Source organism: Rhodoferax sp. WC2427 (assembly GCF_040822085.1).
GTDB lineage: Bacteria > Pseudomonadota > Gammaproteobacteria > Burkholderiales > Burkholderiaceae_C > Rhodoferax_B.
This window is the reverse complement of sequence record NZ_CP162006.1, coordinates 1,732,667-1,752,736: the sequence shown is the minus strand read 5'-3', so window position 1 is coordinate 1,752,736 and position 20,070 is coordinate 1,732,667. Positions and strand designations below refer to the sequence as shown.

Annotated in this window: 9 protein-coding genes; 4 read left to right on the top strand and 5 right to left on the bottom strand. The window is 65.7% G+C overall.

Annotated features, from left to right (window positions below; genetic code table 11):
* Positions 1 to 361: 361 nt before the first annotated feature.
* From AB3G31_RS08300 to AB3G31_RS08290, 3 genes are all read left to right on the top strand, one after another.
* Entirely contained in the window at positions 362 to 8,668 is an 8,307-nt protein-coding gene (locus AB3G31_RS08300; RefSeq protein ID WP_367849719.1) for a heme utilization protein, read from the top strand.
* A gap of 199 nt (positions 8,669 to 8,867) precedes the next feature.
* The gene (locus AB3G31_RS08295; protein WP_367849718.1) at positions 8,868 to 9,650 is read left to right on the top strand and encodes a DUF5672 family protein; all 783 of its coding nucleotides are present in this window, start codon (positions 8,868 to 8,870) and stop codon (positions 9,648 to 9,650) included.
* Between the two features lie 7 nt (positions 9,651 to 9,657).
* The gene (locus AB3G31_RS08290; RefSeq protein WP_367849717.1) at positions 9,658 to 10,866 is read left to right on the top strand and encodes a hypothetical protein; all 1,209 of its coding nucleotides are present in this window, start codon (positions 9,658 to 9,660) and stop codon (positions 10,864 to 10,866) included.
* 16 nt (positions 10,867 to 10,882) lie between these two features.
* On the opposite strand, the gene AB3G31_RS08285 is transcribed toward AB3G31_RS08290, so the two are convergent.
* The 3 genes from AB3G31_RS08285 to AB3G31_RS08275 are packed head-to-tail and all read right to left on the bottom strand — an operon-like array spanning position 10,883 to position 14,836.
* The gene (locus AB3G31_RS08285) at positions 10,883 to 11,377 is read right to left on the bottom strand and encodes a class I SAM-dependent methyltransferase (protein ID WP_367849716.1); all 495 of its coding nucleotides are present in this window, start codon (positions 11,375 to 11,377) and stop codon (positions 10,883 to 10,885) included.
* Between the two features lie 22 nt (positions 11,378 to 11,399).
* Positions 11,400 to 13,289, bottom strand: coding sequence for a tetratricopeptide repeat protein (locus AB3G31_RS08280; protein ID WP_367849715.1), 1,890 nt, complete (start codon positions 13,287 to 13,289; stop codon positions 11,400 to 11,402).
* Between the two features lie 53 nt (positions 13,290 to 13,342).
* The gene (locus tag AB3G31_RS08275) at positions 13,343 to 14,836 is read right to left on the bottom strand and encodes an efflux transporter outer membrane subunit (RefSeq protein WP_367849714.1); all 1,494 of its coding nucleotides are present in this window, start codon (positions 14,834 to 14,836) and stop codon (positions 13,343 to 13,345) included.
* A gap of 222 nt (positions 14,837 to 15,058) precedes the next feature.
* Here AB3G31_RS08275 and AB3G31_RS08270 point away from each other — a divergent pair, with 222 nt between their 5' ends.
* Positions 15,059 to 17,785, top strand: a complete 2,727-nt coding sequence (locus AB3G31_RS08270; protein WP_367849713.1) for a DEAD/DEAH box helicase — start codon at positions 15,059 to 15,061, stop codon at positions 17,783 to 17,785.
* A 74-nt stretch (positions 17,786 to 17,859) separates the two neighbouring features.
* Here the strand turns inward: AB3G31_RS08270 and AB3G31_RS08265 are convergent, their stop codons facing one another.
* A complete protein-coding gene (locus tag AB3G31_RS08265; protein ID WP_367849712.1) occupies positions 17,860 to 18,666 on the bottom strand; it encodes a substrate-binding periplasmic protein in 807 nt (268 codons plus the stop codon).
* A 162-nt stretch (positions 18,667 to 18,828) separates the two neighbouring features.
* Positions 18,829 to 20,064 carry a D-amino acid dehydrogenase gene (locus AB3G31_RS08260; protein WP_367849711.1) on the bottom strand — a complete coding sequence of 412 codons (1,236 nt, stop codon included), beginning with the start codon at positions 20,062 to 20,064 and terminating at the stop codon, positions 18,829 to 18,831.
* Positions 20,065 to 20,070: the final 6 nt, after the last annotated feature.

Sequence of the window (20,070 nt, the reverse complement as noted above, 5' to 3'; positions counted from 1 at the left end):
AGTTTGTAATTGCCTACAAAGCATATTTCTGAAAATAAATCGAAAAAGCTGCAATTCCATTGTTTTTCGAGCATTTAAAGCTTGACCTGTCACTAAATTGAAAAAATTAAACTGCAAATTGATTTTTTTTGTTAGATTTTTTGAAATTTGCATTCAAGTTATCAATTTTTCTGCCGTCAAAGTAGGTAGGGCGGGATCCGATCTGGAGGCGCCAAGACAAAGGTTCAACCAATGACACACAAAATTTCGGCGCTGCTGGCCGGAGCCCCCACCAACGGCGCCCGCCCGAAAACGTCAAATTGTCTGATACAGTTCCATTTATTTACAATTGTTACAATTGAGTCAGCTTTAGGGGATCGTCATGAGTAACGTAAGCGGCTTTTCAACAGACGTCATCGCGGCGCTGACGACCACACAGATCCAGGCATTCACGACCGATGACATCGCGTCCCTCACCACCGCGCAGATCCAGGCTTTAACCACCACACAGATTCCAGCGTTCAAGACGAACCAAGTCTCAGCATTTACCACCGCTGGTATCGCCGCATTAACGACGACGCAGGTCGCCGCTTTCGCGACCGACGACATCGCCGCGCTCAAGACATCGCAGACCGCGGTACTGACCACGGCGCAGATCGGCGCCCTGACCACGTCGCAAGTCTCCGCCCTGACCACGGCTGAAGTCGCCGCGCTCACCACGGCCCAGGCGCAGGCGTTGAACACCAGCCAGATCGTGGCCTTGCGCACCAGCCAGATCCAGGCGCTGACCACGGCCAGCGTGGCCGCGCTGACCACCACCCAGGTGGCCGCCATCGAGACCACCGACGTGGCCGCGCTGACCACCAGCCAGGTCGCCGTGCTGAACACCGCACAGGCCCAAGCGCTGACCACCGCGCAGATCGTCGGTTTGACGACGTCCGGTATTTCCTCATTGACCACCACCAGCATCGCGGCGCTGACCACCACCCAGGTGGCTGCCATTGAAGCGGTCGACATATCCGCGCTCAAGACCACCCAGGTGGCGGTGCTGAACACGGCCGACGTGGCGGTGCTGAGCACGGCCCAGGTGGCCGCACTCACCACCGCCAGCGTAGCCACGCTGAGCACGGCACAGGCCCAAGCGCTGACCACCGCCCAGGTTGTCGCGCTCACCACCGGTCAGGTTCAGTCGCTGACGACATCGGCCATCTCTGCCCTGACCACGGCCCAGGTGGCCGCGATCGAAACCACCGACATCGCCGCGCTCAGGACCAGCCAGGTCACCGCGCTGAACACCAGCAACGTGGCCGTGTTGACGACCACCCAGGTCGGAGCGCTGACCACCGCCAGCGTAGCAGCACTGACCACCGCGCAGGCCCAGGCGCTGACGACTACGCAGATCGGCGCATTGCTGACCAGCCAAATCCAGGCCATCACCACCGCCGGCGTGGCTGCGCTGACCACCGCCCAAGTGGCGGCCATTGAGACCCGCGATGTCGCGGCACTCACGACCACCCAGGTTGGTGCGCTGACCACCTCCCAGGTGCAGTCGCTGACCACCGCGCAAGTGGTGGCGCTGACCACGGCCGGTATCGCCGCGGTCACCACGGCCGGCATCGCCGCGCTGAGCACCGCCCAGGTCGCCGCCATCGAGACTACCGACATCGCCGCGCTGAAGACAACCCAGGTCGCCGTACTGAACACCGCCGATGTCGCTGTGCTTACCACCGCCCAGGTGCAGGCGCTGACGACCGGTAGCGTAGCTACTCTGAACACCGCCCAGACCCAGGCCCTGACAACGGCGCAGATCGTTGCTCTAAAGACCGACCAGGTCGTTGCGCTTACCACCAATGCGATCGCCGCCTTGACGACGACGCAGGTCGCCGCCATCGAAACCAGCGACATCGCCGCGTTGAAGACCACCCAGGTCGCGGCCCTGACCACCGCCGGCGTAGCCGCCCTGACAACCGCCCAGGTGCAGGCCGTCACCACCGCTGGTGTAGCCGCCTTGACCACCGCCCAGGCCCAAGCGTTGACCACTGCCCAGATCGTGGCGCTGAAGACCAGCCAGGTCGAGGTGCTGTCAACCGCCGCCGTTAGCGCGCTCACCACCACCCAGGTCCTGGCCATCGAGACCCTCGATGTCGCCGCCCTGAAGACCAGCCAAGTCGGCGCCCTGAACACCGCTCAGGTCCAGGCCCTGACCACGGCCCAGGTCGCCGGGCTGACCACCGCTGGCATCGCCGCGTTGACGACCGCCGGCATCGCGGCGCTGACCAGCGTGCAGGTCACAGCCATCGAGACCGTCGACATCGGCGCTTTGCGCACCACCCAGGTGGCGGCGTTTGAAACCACCGACCTGGCCGTGCTGACCACCGCGCAGGTCGGGGCTATCACCACCGCCGGCGTCGCCGCTCTGACCACCGCGCAGGTGCAGGCGCTGACCACGGCGCAGATCGTCGGCCTCACGACCAACCAGGTGCAGGCGCTGACCACGGCCTCGGTGGCCGCGCTGACCACCACCCAGGTAGCCGCCATCGAGGCTACCGACATCGCTGCATTGAGGACGACACAAGTGGTGGCCTTGAACACGGCCGATATCGCCGCGTTGACCACCGCCCAGGTTGACGCGTTGACCACCGCCAGCATCGCCGCACTCACGACTGCGCAAGCCCAGGCGCTGACCACAGGCCAGATCGCTGCGCTGAAGACCACCCAGATCCAGGCCCTGACCACCGCTGGCATCGCCGCGCTGACCACCGCCCAGGTCGCGGCCATCGAGACCAGCGACATCGCCGCGCTGACCACCAGCCAGGTCGGCGTGCTGACCACGGCCCAGGTGGTGTCGCTGACCACCGCGCAGGTGGTCGCCCTGACCACGGCCGGCATCGCCGCTCTGACGACGGCCGGAATCGCCGCCATGACCACCACCCAGGTGGCCGCCATCGAGACCAACGACGTCGCAGCGCTGAAGACCACCCAGGTCGGCGCGCTGAACACCGCCGACGTGGCCGTACTGAACACCGCGCAGGTCCAGGCCCTGACCACGGCCGGCATCGCCGCGCTGAACACGGCCCAGGCCCAGGCGCTGACGACAGCCCAGATCGTGGCCCTGAAGAGCACCCAGATCGAGGTGCTGACCACCGCCGCTATCGCCGCGTTGACCACGACGCAAGTCGCCGCCATCGAGACCAGCGACATCGCCGCGCTGGAGACCACCCAGGTCCGCGCGCTGAACACCGCCGACATTGCCGTACTGAACACCGCGCAAGTGACCGCGCTGACGACGGCCAGCGTGGCCGCGCTCACAACCGCGCAGGTTGAAGCAATAACCACGACGCAGATCGTTGCCCTCAAGACCAACCAGTTCCAGGCTCTGACCACGGCCGGCATCGGCGCCCTGAAAACGACCCAGGTCGCGGCCATCGAGACCAGCGACATCGCCGTGTTGACGACGGCCCAGGTGGGCGTGCTGAACACCGCGCAGACCCAGGCGCTGACCACCGCCCAGATCGTTGCACTGACCACCGCTGGCATCGCCGCGCTGACCACTGCCAGCATTGCCGCGTTGACGACCACCCAGGTCGCCGCCATTGAGACCAGCGACATCGCGGCCCTCAAGACCACACAGGTCGCCGCGCTGAACACCGCCGATGTCGCAGCGCTGACGACGGCCCAGTTGCAGGCGCTGACCACGGCGGGCGTGGCCTCGCTGACGACCACACAGGCTCAGGCGCTGACCACCTCCCAGATCGTCGCGCTGAAGACGAACCAAATCGAAGTGCTGTCGACCACCGCCATCGGCGCGCTTACCACCACCCAAATCGCAGCCATCGAGGCAGTCGATATCGCGGCCCTCAAGACCACCCAGGTCGCCGCACTGAACACCGCCGACGTCGCCGTGCTGACCAGCACACAGGTACAGGCACTGACCACCTCCGGCGTGGCTACGCTGACCACGGCCCAGGCCCAGGCGCTGACCACCGCGCAGATCGTGGCGCTGAAGACCGACCAGGTGCAGGCTTTGTCCACCGCTGCCATCGCCGCGCTGACAACGGCCCAGGTCGTGGCCATCGAGACCACCGACATCGCCGCGCTGAAGACCACCCAGGTCGCCGCGCTGAACACAACGGATGTGGCCGCACTGACCAGCACACAGGTACAGGCGCTAACCACCGCCGGCATTGCAGCGCTGACGACGGCACAGGTGCGCGCGCTGGGCACCGACCAGATCGTGGCGCTGAAGACCAACCAGATCCAGGCGCTGACAACCAGCGAGATGACGGTCTTGTCCACGGCCCAGGTCGCCGCCATCGAGACCACCGACGTGGCTGCGCTGACCACCGCCCAGATCAGCTCGCTAACGACAACCCAGGTTCAGGCGCTGACCACGGCCCAGGTCGTGGCGCTGACCACGGCTGGCATCGCCGCGTTGACCACGGCCGGTATTGCCGCCTTGACCACCGCCCAGGTCGCCGCCATCGAGACCACCGACATCGCTGCATTGAAGACCACCCAGGTTGGTGCCCTGAATACAGCCGATATCGCGGTGTTGACGACGGCCCAGGTCGCCGCCTTGACCACCGCCGGTGTCGGTGCTCTAAACACCACCCAGGCACAGGCGCTGACCACCGCACAGATTGTGGCGCTTAAGACCAGCCAGATAGAAGCCCTGACCACGGCCGCCGTGGCCGCTTTGACGACCGCCCAGGTTGCGGCTATCGAGACCAGCGACATCGCCGCGCTCGAGACCAACCAGGTGGCTGTATTGACCACCGCCCAGGTCGCCGCCCTGACCACGGCGCAAGTGGTGGCGCTGACCACGGCCGGAATATCGTCGCTAACCACGGCCGGAATCGCCGCCTTATCGACCACGCAGGTGGCCGCCATCGAGACCAACGACGTCGCAGCGCTGAAGACCACCCAGGTCGGCGCGCTGAACACCGCCGACGTGGCCGTACTGAACACCGCGCAGGTCCAGGCCCTGACCACGGCCGGCATCGCCGCACTGAACACAGCCCAGGCCCAGGCGCTGACGACGGCCCAGATCGTGGCCCTGAAGAGCGCGCAAATCGAAGTACTGACCACCGCCGCTATCGCCGCGTTGACCACGACACAGGTCGCCGCCATCGAGACCAGCGACATCGTGGCCCTCAGGACTACGCAGATCGGCGCACTGAACACCGCCGACGTGGCCGTACTGAACACCGCCCAGGTCCAGGCACTGACCACCGCTGGCATCGCCGCGCTGACCACGGCCCAAGCCCAGGCGCTGACAACCGCGCAGATCGTGGCGCTGAAGACCAGCCAGGTCGAAGTGCTGTCGACCTCTGCCGTGGCGGCGCTGAACACGGCGCAGGTCGCCGCCATCGAAACCAGCGACATCGCTGCCCTCAGAACCACGCAGATCGCCGCGCTGACCACGTCCCAGGTGGCGTCGCTGACCACTGCCCAGATCGTGGCCCTGACCACGAACGGCATCGCTTCGCTGACAACGGCCGGCATCGCGGCGCTGACCAGCGTGCAGGTCACAGCCATCGAGACCGTCGACATCGGCGCTTTGCGCACCACCCAGGTGGCGGCGTTTGAAACCACCGACCTGGCCGTGCTGACCACCGCGCAGGTCGGGGCTATCACCACCGCCGGCGTCGCCGCTCTGACCACCGCGCAGGTGCAGGCGCTGACCACGGCGCAGATCGTCGGCCTCACGACCAACCAGGTGCAGGCGCTGACCACGGCCTCGGTGGCCGCGCTGACCACCACCCAGGTAGCCGCCATCGAGGCTACCGACATCGCTGCATTGAGGACGACACAAGTGGTGGCCTTGAACACGGCCGATATCGCCGCGTTGACCACCGCCCAGGTTGACGCGTTGACCACCGCCAGCATCGCCGCACTCACGACTGCGCAAGCCCAGGCGCTGACCACAGGCCAGATCGCTGCGCTGAAGACCACCCAGATCCAGGCCCTGACCACCGCTGGCATCGCCGCGCTGACCACCGCCCAGGTCGCGGCCATCGAGACCAGCGACATCGCCGCGCTGACCACCAGCCAGGTCGGCGTGCTGACCACGGCCCAGGTGGTGTCGCTGACCACCGCGCAGGTGGTCGCCCTGACCACGGCCGGCATCGCCGCTCTGACGACGGCCGGTATCGCCGCCATGACCACCACCCAGGTGGCGGCGATCGAGACTACCGACATCGGGGCTCTGCGCACCTCACAAATCGTCGCGCTGAACACCGCCGACGTGGCGGTGCTCACCACCGCCCAGGTCGCCGCGTTGACCACCGCCAACGTTGTTGTACTGACCACCAGCCAGGCCCAGGCCCTGAACACGGCCCAGATCGTGGCGCTGAAGACCGACCAGGTGCAGGCGCTGACCACGGCAGCGGTCGCCGCGCTGACCACGACGCAAGTCGCCGCCATCGAAACCAGCGACATCGCCGCGCTACGCACCACCCAGGTAGTGGCACTGAACACCGCCGACGTGGCGGTGCTGAACACCGCCCAAGTCCAGGCCCTGACCACCGCTGGCATCGCGGCGCTGAACACGGCCCAGGCCCAGGCGCTGACGACAGCCCAAATCGTGGCCCTGAAGAGCACCCAGATCGAGGTGCTGAGCGCCTCCGCGGTCGCGGCCCTGACTACGACCCAGGTGGCCGCCATCGAAGTCGTGGATATCGCCGCGCTGCGAACCACCCAGGTTGCCGTGCTCAACACAGCCCAGACGCAGGCGCTGACCACCGCGCAGATCGCCGGCTTCACCACGGCGGGCATTGCCTCGCTGAGCACCGCCGCCATAGCCGCGCTAACGACCACTCAGGTCGCAGCCATCGAGACTATCGACGTGGCCGCACTCAAGACCACCCAGGTCCAGGCACTGGAGACCACAGACGTAGCAGTCCTGACCACGGCCCAGGTACAGGCCCTGACCACTGGTGGTGTCGCTGCGCTGACCACGGCTCAGGTGCAGGTGCTGACCACCGCGCAGATCGTAGCTTTGAAAACCAGCCAGGTCGAGGTGCTGAGCACCGCCGCCATCGCCGCACTAACGACGACCCAGGTCGCCGCCATCGAGACAACCGACATCGCCGCGCTCAAGACCACCCAGGTCGGCGCGCTGAACACCGCCGATGTGGCGGTGCTCTCCACCGCCCAGGTGCAGGCACTGACCACGGCTGGCGTGGCTACGCTGAACACTACGCAGGTGCAGGCATTGACCACCAGCCAGGTGCTCGCCTTTACCACCAGCCAGGTGCAGGCTCTGACGACAGTGCAAGTCGCAGCGCTGACCACCACCCAGGTCGCAGCGATCGAGACCACCGACGTGGCCGCGCTCAGGACCACCCAGGTGGTGGCTCTAACCACGGCCGACGTGGCCGCATTGACCACGGCGCAAGTGCAGGCCCTGACCACGGCCGGCATCGCCGCGCTGACCACGGCGCAGGTGCAGGCCTTTAACACCAGCCAGATCGCCGCGCTTTCGACCAGCCAGGTGCGGGTGCTGACCACTACCGATATCGCCGTACTGACGACCACCCAGGTCGCAGCCTTCGAGACGGTCGACGTGCAGGTGCTGCAAAGCACGCAGTTGCGCGCCCTGACCACCAGCGCCATCGTGGCCCTGACCACGTCGCAGCTTACGGCCCTGACCGCGATCCAGTTCGAGGCCTTCACCACCACGCAGACACAGGCTTTCACCACCACGCAGGCACCGTTCCTCAAGCTCGGCACGCCAATCATCCTGGACCTGGACGGCAACGGCATCAACACGCAAAGTATCCAGAACGGCGTGAAGTTCGACCTGTTCGCCGAAGGGCATGCGGTCAACACCGGCTGGGTCAGCGGCGGCGACGGTTTGCTGGTGCTCGACCGCAACCATGACGGCCAGATCAACGACGGTTCCGAGCTGTTCGGCTCGTCGACCACGATGGCCTCAGGTGCGAAAGCGACCGACGGCTACGCCGCGCTGCGCGAGCTCGACCTAGACGGCAACGGTGTGGTCAACGCGTCCGACGCGGCCTTCTCCGACCTGCGGGTCTGGGTCGACAGCAACTCGGACGGCGTGAGCCAGGCCGACGAGTTGAAGACCCTGGCCTCGCTGAACATCGCCAGTCTGAGCCTGTCGACCTTGAAGGACCTGAGCAAGGACAACGGCAACCTGGTCGGCCTGACCTCTTCCTACGAAACCACCGACGGCGTTTCGCACCAGGCGGCCGACGTCTGGTTTGTGGCCGACAAGTCCCAAACCGTCTCGGTGGCCGAGGCCACGGCCGCCGCCAGCGTCGCCACCACTGCGCCGACCCCGGCACTGGCGGCGACCGGCTGGCTGGCACCGGTGGATGTGGCCAAGCCGACCGTCGACGCACCGGCGCCCGCCGACAATCTGCGCAGCCGGGTCAGCAGCCTGGCGCAGGCCATCAGCAGCTTTGGCGGAGCGGCGGGCTCGGGCGAAACCCCGACGGGCACCGGCGGGCTGGACACGAGCCGCATCGCCGGCGCTATGCAAGGCCCGGCGGCCCTGGCCATCGGCGGCATGGTCGACGCCATGAAGCAGTTCGACGCGAACGGACAGTCGACGGTAAGCCATGCCACGATGTCGGCGGCAACGCTGGGCAAATCCCTGAGCCTGCCGGGCCAGGACCCAATCCACCAAGGTATCCTGGCGGCAGGCAACGGCAAAGGCTAGAGTACAAGAGGACGTCGGCTGTGACGGCCCGGACTCCAGAAGGGGCCCTGGCCGCCACAACTACTTTCGGCCTTCGGTTCGGCTTCAACCACGGTCCGAACGGCGGAAACGAGGCGACTGGGCCCGGCTTTTAGCGAACCGTTGTCAAGCCGAATCAGGCAACATATGCCATGCCCAGCAAAACCGCCGTTTCAGTGCCATGACTATTTCTACCGCCGCATCCGTCGCCATAGTAGTGCCTACCTACAAGGCCAGACTCAGCGCGCTCGAAAGCTTCTCGCTGCGGCATTCGCTGGCGCAGCTGGCACCGGGCCGGCAGGTATTCTTCGTCGGCCCCGCATCGCTCGACTTCACCCGTTATGCTGCCGAGTTCCCCGACATCACGCTACGCCGTTATGACGATGCCAGCTTCGCCACGGTTCAGGGCTACAGCCGATTGCTGTTGTCACCGGCTTTCTACCAGGGTTTCGCCGAGTTCGAATTCATGCTGATCCTGCAGACCGACGCTATCTTGCTGCGCGACGATCTCGACCTGTGGTGCGGGCGGCCTTATGACTACGTTGGCGCGCCATGGCCCGACGCGTTCGAACTGTTCGTCAACCTGGGCAAGTTCGATGGGCCGCGTGGGCGCAAGGTGCAAGCCCATGTCGGCAACGGCGGGCTGAGCCTGCGGCGCATCCGCAAAAGCGTTGCGCTACTGCATGAGTTTCCCGAAGCGGTGACGGTGTTCGAGCAGGCCGGCTCGAGCGAAGACCTGTTCTTTGGTGTGATGGGTTCGTTGTCTCTCGACTTCGTGTTGCCCAACGAGCTGACCGCCGCCACCTTTGCGCTGGAGCTACAGGCCGAGCGCTACCTCGGCCTCAACCCGCAGTCGCCCCCGATGGGCGGGCACGCCTGGTGGAAGTACGACCCGGCCTTCTGGCTGTCTTTGCTCGGGCCACAGGGCGCCGCCGCATTGCCACATTTGTCGGCCTTGGCCTGAGACCACGATGGCCCGGACCGTCTACATCGAAGAGTCGCACACGCCGATCTACCGGCGCATCGCTCACGCTCTGGGTGCCGAACTGCAGCGCCTGGGTTTCAACGTAATGATCATCAAACCGGACGGCTTCAACAGCGACAGCTTCGCCGATTTTCTGAAGGGTCAGAACGGCGCGGTGTACGTGTCAAATGCTTCCAGCCAGGTGATCCAGTCCAGGCAACCAGGCAGCGGCACCTTTTTCTTCGAGCACTTTCCTGGCCAGCTGATTTTTCTTCACCAGGACGCCATCCTCGGTGGGATGAGCCTCCTGGACGGCGTGGCCAAATTGCACGCCTGGCTGCGGGTGGCAGAGCGGTCAGCCCACCTTTGCATCGAGGCAGACAACGTGGCTGACCTGCACGCTGTGGGCATTGCCAATGTCCAACTGGTCTCGCACGCCAGCGACACCTATCCCGTTCCGCCCGAACTCTATGGCTTCGATTTTGGAACCAGCTTCGTCGGCCATGTCGTGCCCAGCGGCCTGTATCCGCCGGACGGTTCGTCGCCGCGTTTCCTGAAGCTGGTCGACGATGTGATAGCAGCCCGGCGGGCCGACTTCGCCAGCCCGCTGGAGCCGTTAGTCAAAGCCTATGCCGATCAGGCCATCGACGGCATTGGCCACGCTTCGGACCAGACTCTGCTGCGGGTGGCGCAGGCGCAGTGGCTGCGCAATGAGATCACCGGTCAGACGCTGCCTTTTCGCGGCTGGGTGTTCGAGGAATGTGGCATCGCGCCGCTGGAAATTTTTGGCGGCGACCCCGCCTACCTGCACAAGGTAAACCGCAGCCTACAGGTTGTCCGGCACGGTGTTTCTTACCACCCGGCGGTCTACGACCCTGCGGCGTTGCAGCGGGTCTTCCATCGCCGCCGGGTGAACATCAACATCTCGTCGTTGCAGTTCGACCATGCGGTGGTGAACCGGGTGCACGATGTGTTCATGGCCGGTGGGCTGTGCCTGACCGATGCCCGGGAGGGCCTGGCAGCGCTGACCTCAGCCCATGCGGAAATCTCATTTCGCACGCTGGCCGAATTGGCTGACCGGACCAGCTATTTCTCGAACCCGGCCCATGCCCACGAACGCGCCGCTTTGATCGAACACGTGCAACGCGACATTTTGGCCAACTCGGGCTACGGGTTGCTGGGACAGACCATCGCCAAGGCTATCGACGCCTTTTAAGACGACCTGAATGCCTTCAGGCGGTCGGCAGCACCTTCTGCATTTGCGTCACCAGGTTGGCGCCCATCCATTCCTGGCGCAAGATCTTGAAATGGCCGTTAAAGCCGTAGATCTTGGCCCAGCGGTTGGTGTCATCGAAGTAGCAGGTGAAGGTTTCCTCGGTGATGATGTTCACGTGCGTCGGGTCCTGGAATGCCGCCGTGTGCGGGTACGCCGGCGTGACCGACAGGAACACGCCGCCCACCTTCAGTACACGGTAGATTTCGTTCATTAGCAACACGAACGGGTTGCGGTGGCTCGGCGCGTAAATCACCCGCGGCACATGCTCGATGAACTGGAAGGCCGTGACGTATTCAAACATGTCGTCCGCGTACGGTATAGGTTCGATGGCCAGGTCGGCGCCAGCAATGTTTACGCCGATGTCCGCGCGGATGTCGACGCCGAATATTTCCTCGGCGTGGAACGGGTTGTTGGGGTTGGGGCCACAACCGAGGTCGAGGGTTTTAGTCAAGGCGTTTTCTCCATTCAGGGGGTCAATTGGTGTTGCGGGCTGGTGCAAGGGCATCGGCCACGTTGCCCAGCTCCTGGGTGCGCCACATGGCGATGTAGACTGCTTCGAGGTTAATGCAGAAGCGGGCCGTATCAAACAGCGAATGGGTGTTCTGATTAGCCGCAATTTTGGCTTTCAGCGCGGCCAGGCCCTGAGGGTCGCGCGCCAGGCCCAGGGCCAGTGCTTCGTAGCCTTCAAGCGACTGCGTCACCAGTTCGGGCACCCCCAGAGCATGCAGCAGGCTGCCCGCCACCCGCGAGGGAAACGAGCCGCCCATGCAGGTAACAACCGGCAGGCCGGCCATCAGCGCATCGGCCGCGGTGGTGTGCGCGTTGTAGGGATGCGTGTCGAGGAACAGGTCGGCTTGGCGATAGCGGGCAAGGTGGTCCTCTACCCGCGGCACGCGGCCCGCGAACACTAGGCGCGCAGGGTCGATGCCGCGGGCTTCGGCCGCCGCGCGCAGGTTGCGCTGGGCCACTTCGCCACGCGACACCAACCACAGCACGCTGCCCGGCACCTGGGCCAGCAGATGCATCCACACGCCGAACACCGGCGGCGAGATTTTGTAGTCATGACTGAACGAGCAGAACACGAAGCCGGCTTCGGGCAGGCCGCACTCCGCCCGGGACGGTGTGTTGTCGGCGATCTGCACGCTGTTGTCAGTGGGCAGGTAGGTGTCGGGCAGGTAGACCACGCGCTCGGTGTACAGGGTCTGATGCTCAGGCGGAATGGTGTATCGGTCGGCAATGATGTAGTCGTGGAACGGCGTGCCCATGGTGCCCGGGTAACCAAGGTAATTGACCTGCACCGGCGCAGGCCGGTAGGCGAAGATATCGGTACGGGTGTCGCTCGTGTACCCGCCCAAGTCCACGGCGATATCAACTTCCATCTCGCGCATCTTGCGCGCCACCTCTTCGGAGCCCATGCCACGTGCGTCGATGAAGTGGTCGAAGGCGCCTACCATGCGCGCCCTCAGTCGACTCTGGTCGTCGATGCCCAGCGAGATGGCGATGGTCTCGAAGCGACCCTTGTCGTGCTGCTCGAACACGCCTGCCATCAGGTGGCCGACCGGGTGTTCGCGGAAGTCGGGCGACACATAGGCCAGGCGGATCTTGCTGTGCCGGTAGCGCTCGCCACGCCAAAACGCCACCGGCTTCGGCGGGCAGTAATGGGCGGCGAAGGTCTTGGCGGCCAGGAGGTGGTCGGCGGCTTGGTCCGATGCCGACATGAAGGCCAGCGACTTGCAGGCCCGCTGGCCGGCTCGCACGCCCTCGACCAGGCGCTGGGTCAGCTCGTCGAAGCCGCGCCAGTCGCAGATATGCATGCGTTCGTAAAACAGCAAGCCGGGTGCATAGTCGTAGCCAGGCGCCAAGGCCAACAGCCGCTCGAAGGCCTTGATAGCTTGTTCGCTCTGCTTGAATTCAGTCAGCAAAATGCCGAAGTTACCCAACGCCGTGACATGGTTAGGATCGATGGTGACCACACGGTTGAAGCGCTCAAGCGCCTCCTGGTGGCGGAACATGTTGCGCAGCAGCACGCCGCTGTTCAACAGCGCCTCCACATAGTCGGGCTGCAGGGCCAGCGCCGCATCGAAGCTTTGCAGTGCCTCGTCTCTGCGGTCCAGCGCTTGCAGCACTGCTCCGTGTACGTAATGCAGCGGAGCGAACTGCGGGTTGTGTTGCAGGCCACGCGCCGACAGTGCCAGCGCGCCCGCCGCGTCGCCGGCCTGCATCACGATCACCGCCAGCGAATACAGCGCGGCGGCGTTGTGCTCATCGACCGCCAGAACTTCATTGAACAGCTCCGAGGCGGCCTCGGGCTGGCGCTCGTTCTGCAGGCCGATGGCGCGGATGAGGGTGTCGGTGACGGACATGGATTAGGGTGATTCCGGAGATGTGGGCAGGCTTGGCGAGTTGGAGCTTGCGTTCAGCGAGCCGAGAGTGTCGTCTCGTTGCCTTGCGTGCCGCCGCCCAGCGCTTTGTACAGCAGCGCCGCCGATTCGAGCTGGGCGCGGCGCACCTGGGCGTCGATCTGCTGGGCGGCCACCAACTCGCGTTCGCTTTCCAGCACCTCCAGGTAGCCGGTCATGCCACCATCGTAGCGGGCGCGCGAAATCAGCAGTCGACGCTGCTGCGCCTTCAGGTTGGCGGTGGACGAGCGCATCTGCGAAGCCAGCGAGGAGCGTGCGGACAATTGATCGGCCACCTCGCGGAATGCCAGCTGGATGGTCTTCTCGTAATCTGCGACGGCCACTACCTTGCGCGCCTTGGCCACGTCCAGGTTGCCCTCGGTGCGGCCGGCATCGAACAGCGGCAGCGAGATGACTGGCTGGAAAGCCCAGGCGCCCGCCTTGAAGAGGCTGCTCAGGCCGGAGCTGGCGGCACCCAGGCCAGCGGTCAGCAATATTTTGGGCAGGAAGGCGGCGCGGGCCGCGTCGATGTTGGTATGGGCCGCGAGCAGACGCTGCTCGGCGGCCATCACGTCGGGCCGCTGCAAGAGCACCTCGCCGGGCAGGCCGGGCACCAGCGCCGTGTCCAGGCCTTGCTGGTCTAGAGGCTTGCCGACTGGCAGTTCGGTCGTGTCGCCGCCCACCAGGTAGTTAAGCAGGTTGGTCGCCACGGTCCGCTGGTGGTCAAGAGCAGCCAGGTTGGCGCGCGAGCCTTCGAGCAAGCCTTGCGCCTGTTCGAGTTCAAAGTCGTAGGCGGCGCCGATGTTCCGGCCCTGGGTCACGAGGGCCAGCGTTTCCTCGCGCGAGGCCACCGTAGCTCGGGCTAGCCGGGTCAGGTCGACCATCTGCAATTGGGTGTAGTAGGCCGTGGCCACGTCGGCCACCAGCGACAGGTGCACGGCGCGGCGCGCTTCCTCGGTGGCCAAATAGCTGCGCCGGGCCGCATCCGACAGACCGGCCAGCCGGCCCCAGAAGTCAACCTCGTAAGACACGGCGGACAAGGTCAGATCGAAGCGCTGGTTGCTGGCGCTGGTGTTCAGGTCGTCCTGTGCGCGGGTGAAGCTGGCCTGGCCCAGCAGGTTCACCGTGGGCAGCTGGTCGGCCTTGACGATGCCCCATTGGGCGCGCGCCTCCTCGACGCGGGCGGCCGCCACGCGCAGGTCGCGGTTCTGCACCAGTGCAGTGGCGATCAGTGCCTGTAATCGGGGGTCGTTGAAGAAATAGCGCCAGTGGGTTTTAACGGCTTCACGCGGCTCGGCTGGCGCCATGCCGTTCGAGGCTGCTGCCGTAACCACCGCGCCAGGCCAGGCCGCGGGCACCGGCAACGTGGGGCGATTGAATTGCGTGTTCTGCGCGCAACCGAACAGCGCCAGCACGGGGATCAACAGCGTCGCCGAGACACCACGCCAGCGGCTGGGCCGCGTCGGCTGGGTGGCGGTCCATCGGACGGCGTTGCGGATGGGAACGGTCATAGGGTCGGCGCGGGGGAAATCTTGTGGTTGCGAGAGCGCTTGTGGCGCGATAGTCTCTGGACAACGCTCACATTATCGACCGCACCTATTTGGTCGAAAGTCCGAATTGGCACCGACTTCGGCGGTTCATTTGTCGCTATAGACAGCGTACGCTGATTGGCCGGTAACCCCGCCCGTCGCAGCCTTGAGAAACGCCCTGCGGCCAGGCAGCACAATCCCACCATGCCCCGCTCGAATACGTCCACGCCGTCCACTAGCCGCGCCGTCGCCGCCTGGGTCGATGCGCTGCGCAACCAGGCCGACGCGGCGACTCTCAAGGGCCTGCCCACCCTGGCAGATGCCGATGCCGCGCGGGTGATGGCATTGCTGCGGCAAGATAGGCCACCCGAGGCGGCACCCGCAGCGCCAGAAACCGACCCCGGCACCCTCCCCGCCCACTTCCGCCCGCGCATCACCTTGCTCACCCTGGGCCGGGGCGACGGGCTGCTGGGGCTCAAACCCCAGGGCAAGCTGGGGCCGCGCGGCGACAGCGTAACGCTGACGCGCATCGACTGGACCTATCGCACCGACGGCGGCCATCGCTGGAGCACGCCCGCCCCCACCTCCATCCTGAACAACCGCCCCGCCGCGGTGCAGGAGCTGTTCGACACCGGCGGCCCGGTGGTGCAGATACAGCGCGACCTGGCGGCCGAGGCCGATGCCATCGATTTGGTGTGGGAGATGGGCCTGGTGCCGGTGGCCGCGCACAGCTTCCAGTGGCGTAGCCGAGATGACCGGCCCGACCTGGGCCCCGTGTGGACGCTGGCGCAAGAGGCCTTCTTTGGCGACTTCTGGGCCGACCAGGTGCCGCGCCTGCAGGCAAAAGGCTGGGCGGTGGCCGTGCAACCCGGCTTTGCGCATGAAAGTGTGCCGGTGCAGCGCTGGAAGCTGGTGGTCCACCCCGACACTGGCGAGATCGCGTCCAAGGAACTGGCCGAGCCGCTGGTACCCCCCGCGCGCGGCGTACAAAAGCTGCGCCTGCCCGAGCGCGAAGGCGCGTGGCTGCTGAGCTTAGGCATCGAGATCGACGGCGAAACCCTGGACCTGGCCCCCATGCTGGCCAACCTGCTGCAGCGCGACAGCCGCTGGCTGCATGCCGACCAGATTGCCGCCATCGACGACCATGCGGTGATCAGCCTGCGCGCACCCGGTGGCCGCCGCATCGACGCACCGGCGGCCCCGCTGAAGGCCATCGTCGGCGCGATGGTCGATCTGCTCACCGACCCGCTACGCCACCAAAACAACGGCCTGCTGCGCCTGGGCGCGTGGGAGGCACGGCGGCTGGAAGCCCTGCGCGCCGGGCTGCTGGACGCGCACCGCGTGGGCCCGCAGAACGCCTGGCAGCTCGAAGGCGACCTGGGATTGGCCAGCCTGGCCAAGCGCCTCAAAGCCCTGGGCGCGCCCCGGCCGGTAGCCGCACCCGACGGCCTGCAGGTGCAGTTGCGCCCCTACCAGTTGGAGGGCCTGGCCTGGCTGCAGTACCTGTGCGCCCACAGCCTGGGCGGCATTCTGGCCGACGACATGGGCCTGGGCAAAACCGCGCAGGCACTGGCCCATGTGCTGGTGGAAAAGCAGGCCGGTCGGCTGGACCTGCCCGCGCTGGTGGTGCTGCCCACCTCGCTGATCTTCAACTGGCAGGCCGAAGCCCGCCGCATGGCCCCCGGCCTGCGCCTGCTGACGCTGCAGGGCCCGGACCGCGCGACCTTGTTTGGCCAGATGGCGGCGCACGACCTGGTGCTGACCACCTACCCGCTGCTGTGGCGCGACATGGATGCGCTGGCGGCGCAGCACTTCCACCTGGTGGTTCTGGACGAGGCCCAGATGGTCAAAAACGCAGGCAGCCGCAGCGCCCGCGCCCTGCGCCGCCTGCAAACCCGCCACAGCCTGTGCCTGACCGGCACGCCGCTGGAGAACCACCTGGGCGAGCTGTGGGCGCAGTTCGACTGGCTGATGCCCGGCTTTCTGGGCGATGCGCGCCAGTTTGCTGCCCGCTGGCGCAAGCCCATCGAAGAAAACGGCGAAACCCTGCGTGCCGCCCTGCTGGCCCAGCGGGTGCGCCCCTTCATCCTGCGCCGCCGCAAGCAAGACGTGGCCAGCGAACTGCCCCCGCGCACCGAAGTCATCCAACGCGTACAGCTGCAAGGCCAACAGCGCGAACTGTACGAAGGCGTGCGCGCCGCCGCCGATCTGCAGGTGCGCCGCGTGCTGGAGCGCCAAAGCTTCAACGGCGCGCAGGTCACCATCCTCGATGCCTTGCTCAAGCTGCGCCAGGTCTGCTGCGACCCGCATCTTCTCAAGGGAAAGAAGCCCGCCAAAACCATGGAGCGTGCCAAGCTGGCGCTGCTGGCCGACATGCTGCCCGAGATGGTGGCCGAGGGGCGGCGGGTGCTGGTGTTTTCGCAGTTCACCGAGCTGCTGGCGCTGGTGGCCGAGCAGTTGGAGATATTGGAACTGCCGTTTCTGAGCCTCACCGGCAAGACCCCGCCCAAAGAGCGCGGCAGCGTGGTGCAGCGCTTCCAGGCGCAAGAGGTGCCCGTGCTGCTGCTGAGTTTGAAAGCCGGGGGCGTGGGCCTGAACCTTACCGCCGCCGACACCGTCATCCATATGGACCCCTGGTGGAACCCCGCCGTGGAAGAGCAGGCCACCGCCCGCGCCCACCGCATCGGCCAGGACCAGCCCGTGTTCGTCTACAAGCTGGTGGTGGAAGGCAGCATCGAAGAGCGCATGCTGGAGCTGCAGGCCCGCAAACTGGCGCTGGCCAACAGCGTGCTGGGCGTTGATGCGGCGGGCGGGCTGAAGTTTGACGCGGCCGACCTGGATGCGCTGCTGGCCCCGTTGGGCAGCCCGACCACCGCCCCATCCCCCGAGGAAGCCGCCCGGCGCTGGGGGCGCACCGGCAGCCGGATGTAAGCAATGCTATCAAAAAAGTAGCTACTCTCGCCCTATCCATCAGCACGGGAGCCATATTTTTTATAAATTCTGGTTTACTTGGTGCGCCAGAGTTGGATGTTGGAATCGACCATCTTCTTCATCACGCCCTGCCTGGCCAGGCTGTACATGGCCTTGGCCAGGGCGGCGCGCACTTCGGTGGTGTTGCAGGGGGACTTGTGCGAGAGCGTCAGGTACAGGCTTTCGTTGCTCACCGGCACGCTCGCGGACACCAACCCGGCCATGGCGAATTTGGCGATGTAGGCCAGGCCCGGGTCTTCCTCGTACACCAGGTAGTCCACCCGGCCCAGTTGCAGGATCTTGAAGGCCTGCTCCAGGCTGGGCACGGTGTTGATCTTGAGGTTCTTTTTGGCGTAGCGGTCGAAATCCTCGCCAAAGCTGTTGTTGATCACCGTCATGCCCGACAGGCTCTTCAGGTCCGACCACTGCCGGTACTTCAGCGGAGCCACCTGCCGCCCCCAGACCACCGAGCGGGTGTCGCGAAACGCCGGGTACACGTAGTCCATGTAGTCCAACCGGTCCACCGTGAAAAACGCCCCGGCGATCAGGTCGATGCGGCCCAGCCGGGCCTCTTCCTGCACCCGGGCCCAGGAACCCACGTAGCGCACCTCGATGGGGATGCCGATCTCTTGGGCCACCATTTGCACCAGATCGGCATTGGCCCCCACCAGGCGGCTGCCGTCGGCCCCATCGCGCCACAGGTACGGGGGGTATTCGGGGTTGCCGGTGGCCACCAATTGCTTGCAGCCATCGGCCGCCCACGCCGTGGGAGCCAGGCACGCCAGGATGGCGGCAGGCAGCAGCTGGCGTAACAAAAAACCCCAGGGAGCAGGGATACGCATGAACGTCCTTTCAGCCCGCCGCACATGGACCAACGGACAAAACAGTGGCGGCTGCATCGCGCAGGCCCGCCGTGTAACCGACTGTATCCGCTCCGGGCCATCTGGGTGCTGCTTAAGACCCAAAAAAATGCCAAAACCCCCAGCAGGGCCCAGGCTGGACGCTCAATGCGGCATGGCCCCGCCCACCATCGCCGCCACCATGTCGGCGGTGACAGCAGACAAGGTCAAGCCCAAATGCCCGTGGCCGGTGTTGTAGAACACGCCGGGCCGCTTGCCGGGGCCCACGCGCGGCATCAGGTTGGGCATCATGGGGCGCAGTCCGGCCCAGGGCACCACGCTTTCGGTGCGCACGCCGGGGAAGCACTGCTGCACCCATTCCACCAGCGGGCGGATGCGGTCGGCCCGGATGTCGCGGTTGTAGCCGTTGAACTCGGCCGTGCCCGCCACCCGAAAGCGCCCCAGCCCCAGGCGGCTGCTGACCAGCTTGGTTTCGTCGTCCAGCAGGCTGACCATGGGCGCCGAGGCCTGGCTGTGCGCGTCGTCCAGGTTGACGGTGATGGAATAGCCCTTGACCGGGTAGATGTTGACCCGATCCCCCAGCTGGGCGGCAATGTCGCGGCTGGCCGTGCCCGCGCAAACCACCACGCCGTCGAACACGCTGGTGTGGGTGTCTGCACCGTCGTGCGCGGTGATGGTCACGGATTTGCCGTCGCTTTTAACCGTCTGGATGGCATGGCCGTAGCGGGTGTGCACGCCCAGGCGCTCGGCCGCGGCGGCGATGCCGGTGCTGAACTTGTGGATGTCGCCGGTGGTGTCGCTCTCGGTGAAGTAGCCGCCGTAGTAGTCGCCCGCCAGCGTGGGCTCAATCGCGCGCATCTCTTGCGGGGTGACAGCGCGGCGCTCCAGCCCGCCCTGGGCCAGCAGCTTGGAGACCTTGCCCGCGTGCTCGAAGTTGCCCTTGTCGCGGTAAATGTGCAGGATGCCTTCGCGCTTGTGGTCAAAGTCCAGGCCTTCTTCGGCCGCCCAGGCATCCAGGTGCTGGCGCGCGGCCATCGCCAGGCGGGTGGTTTCGATGGTGTTTTTTTCGTACTGCGGGATGGCGGCGATGAACTCGGCAAACCAGGCCATCTTGTGCCAGCTGGGCTTGGGGTTGACCAGCAGCGGCGCATCGCTGCGCAACATCCACTTCACGCCCTTGAGCACGGTGGACCAGTGGTTCCACACCTCGGCGTTGGACACCGAAAACTGCCCGCCGTTGGCAAACGAGGTTTCCATGGCCGCGTAGCGGTGTTTTTCGAACAAGGTGACGGTGTAACCGCGTTTGGCCAAGGCGTAGGCTGTGGTAACGCCCGTGATACCGCCGCCAATGACGGCCATGTTCGCTGCGAACTTTTTCATGATGAG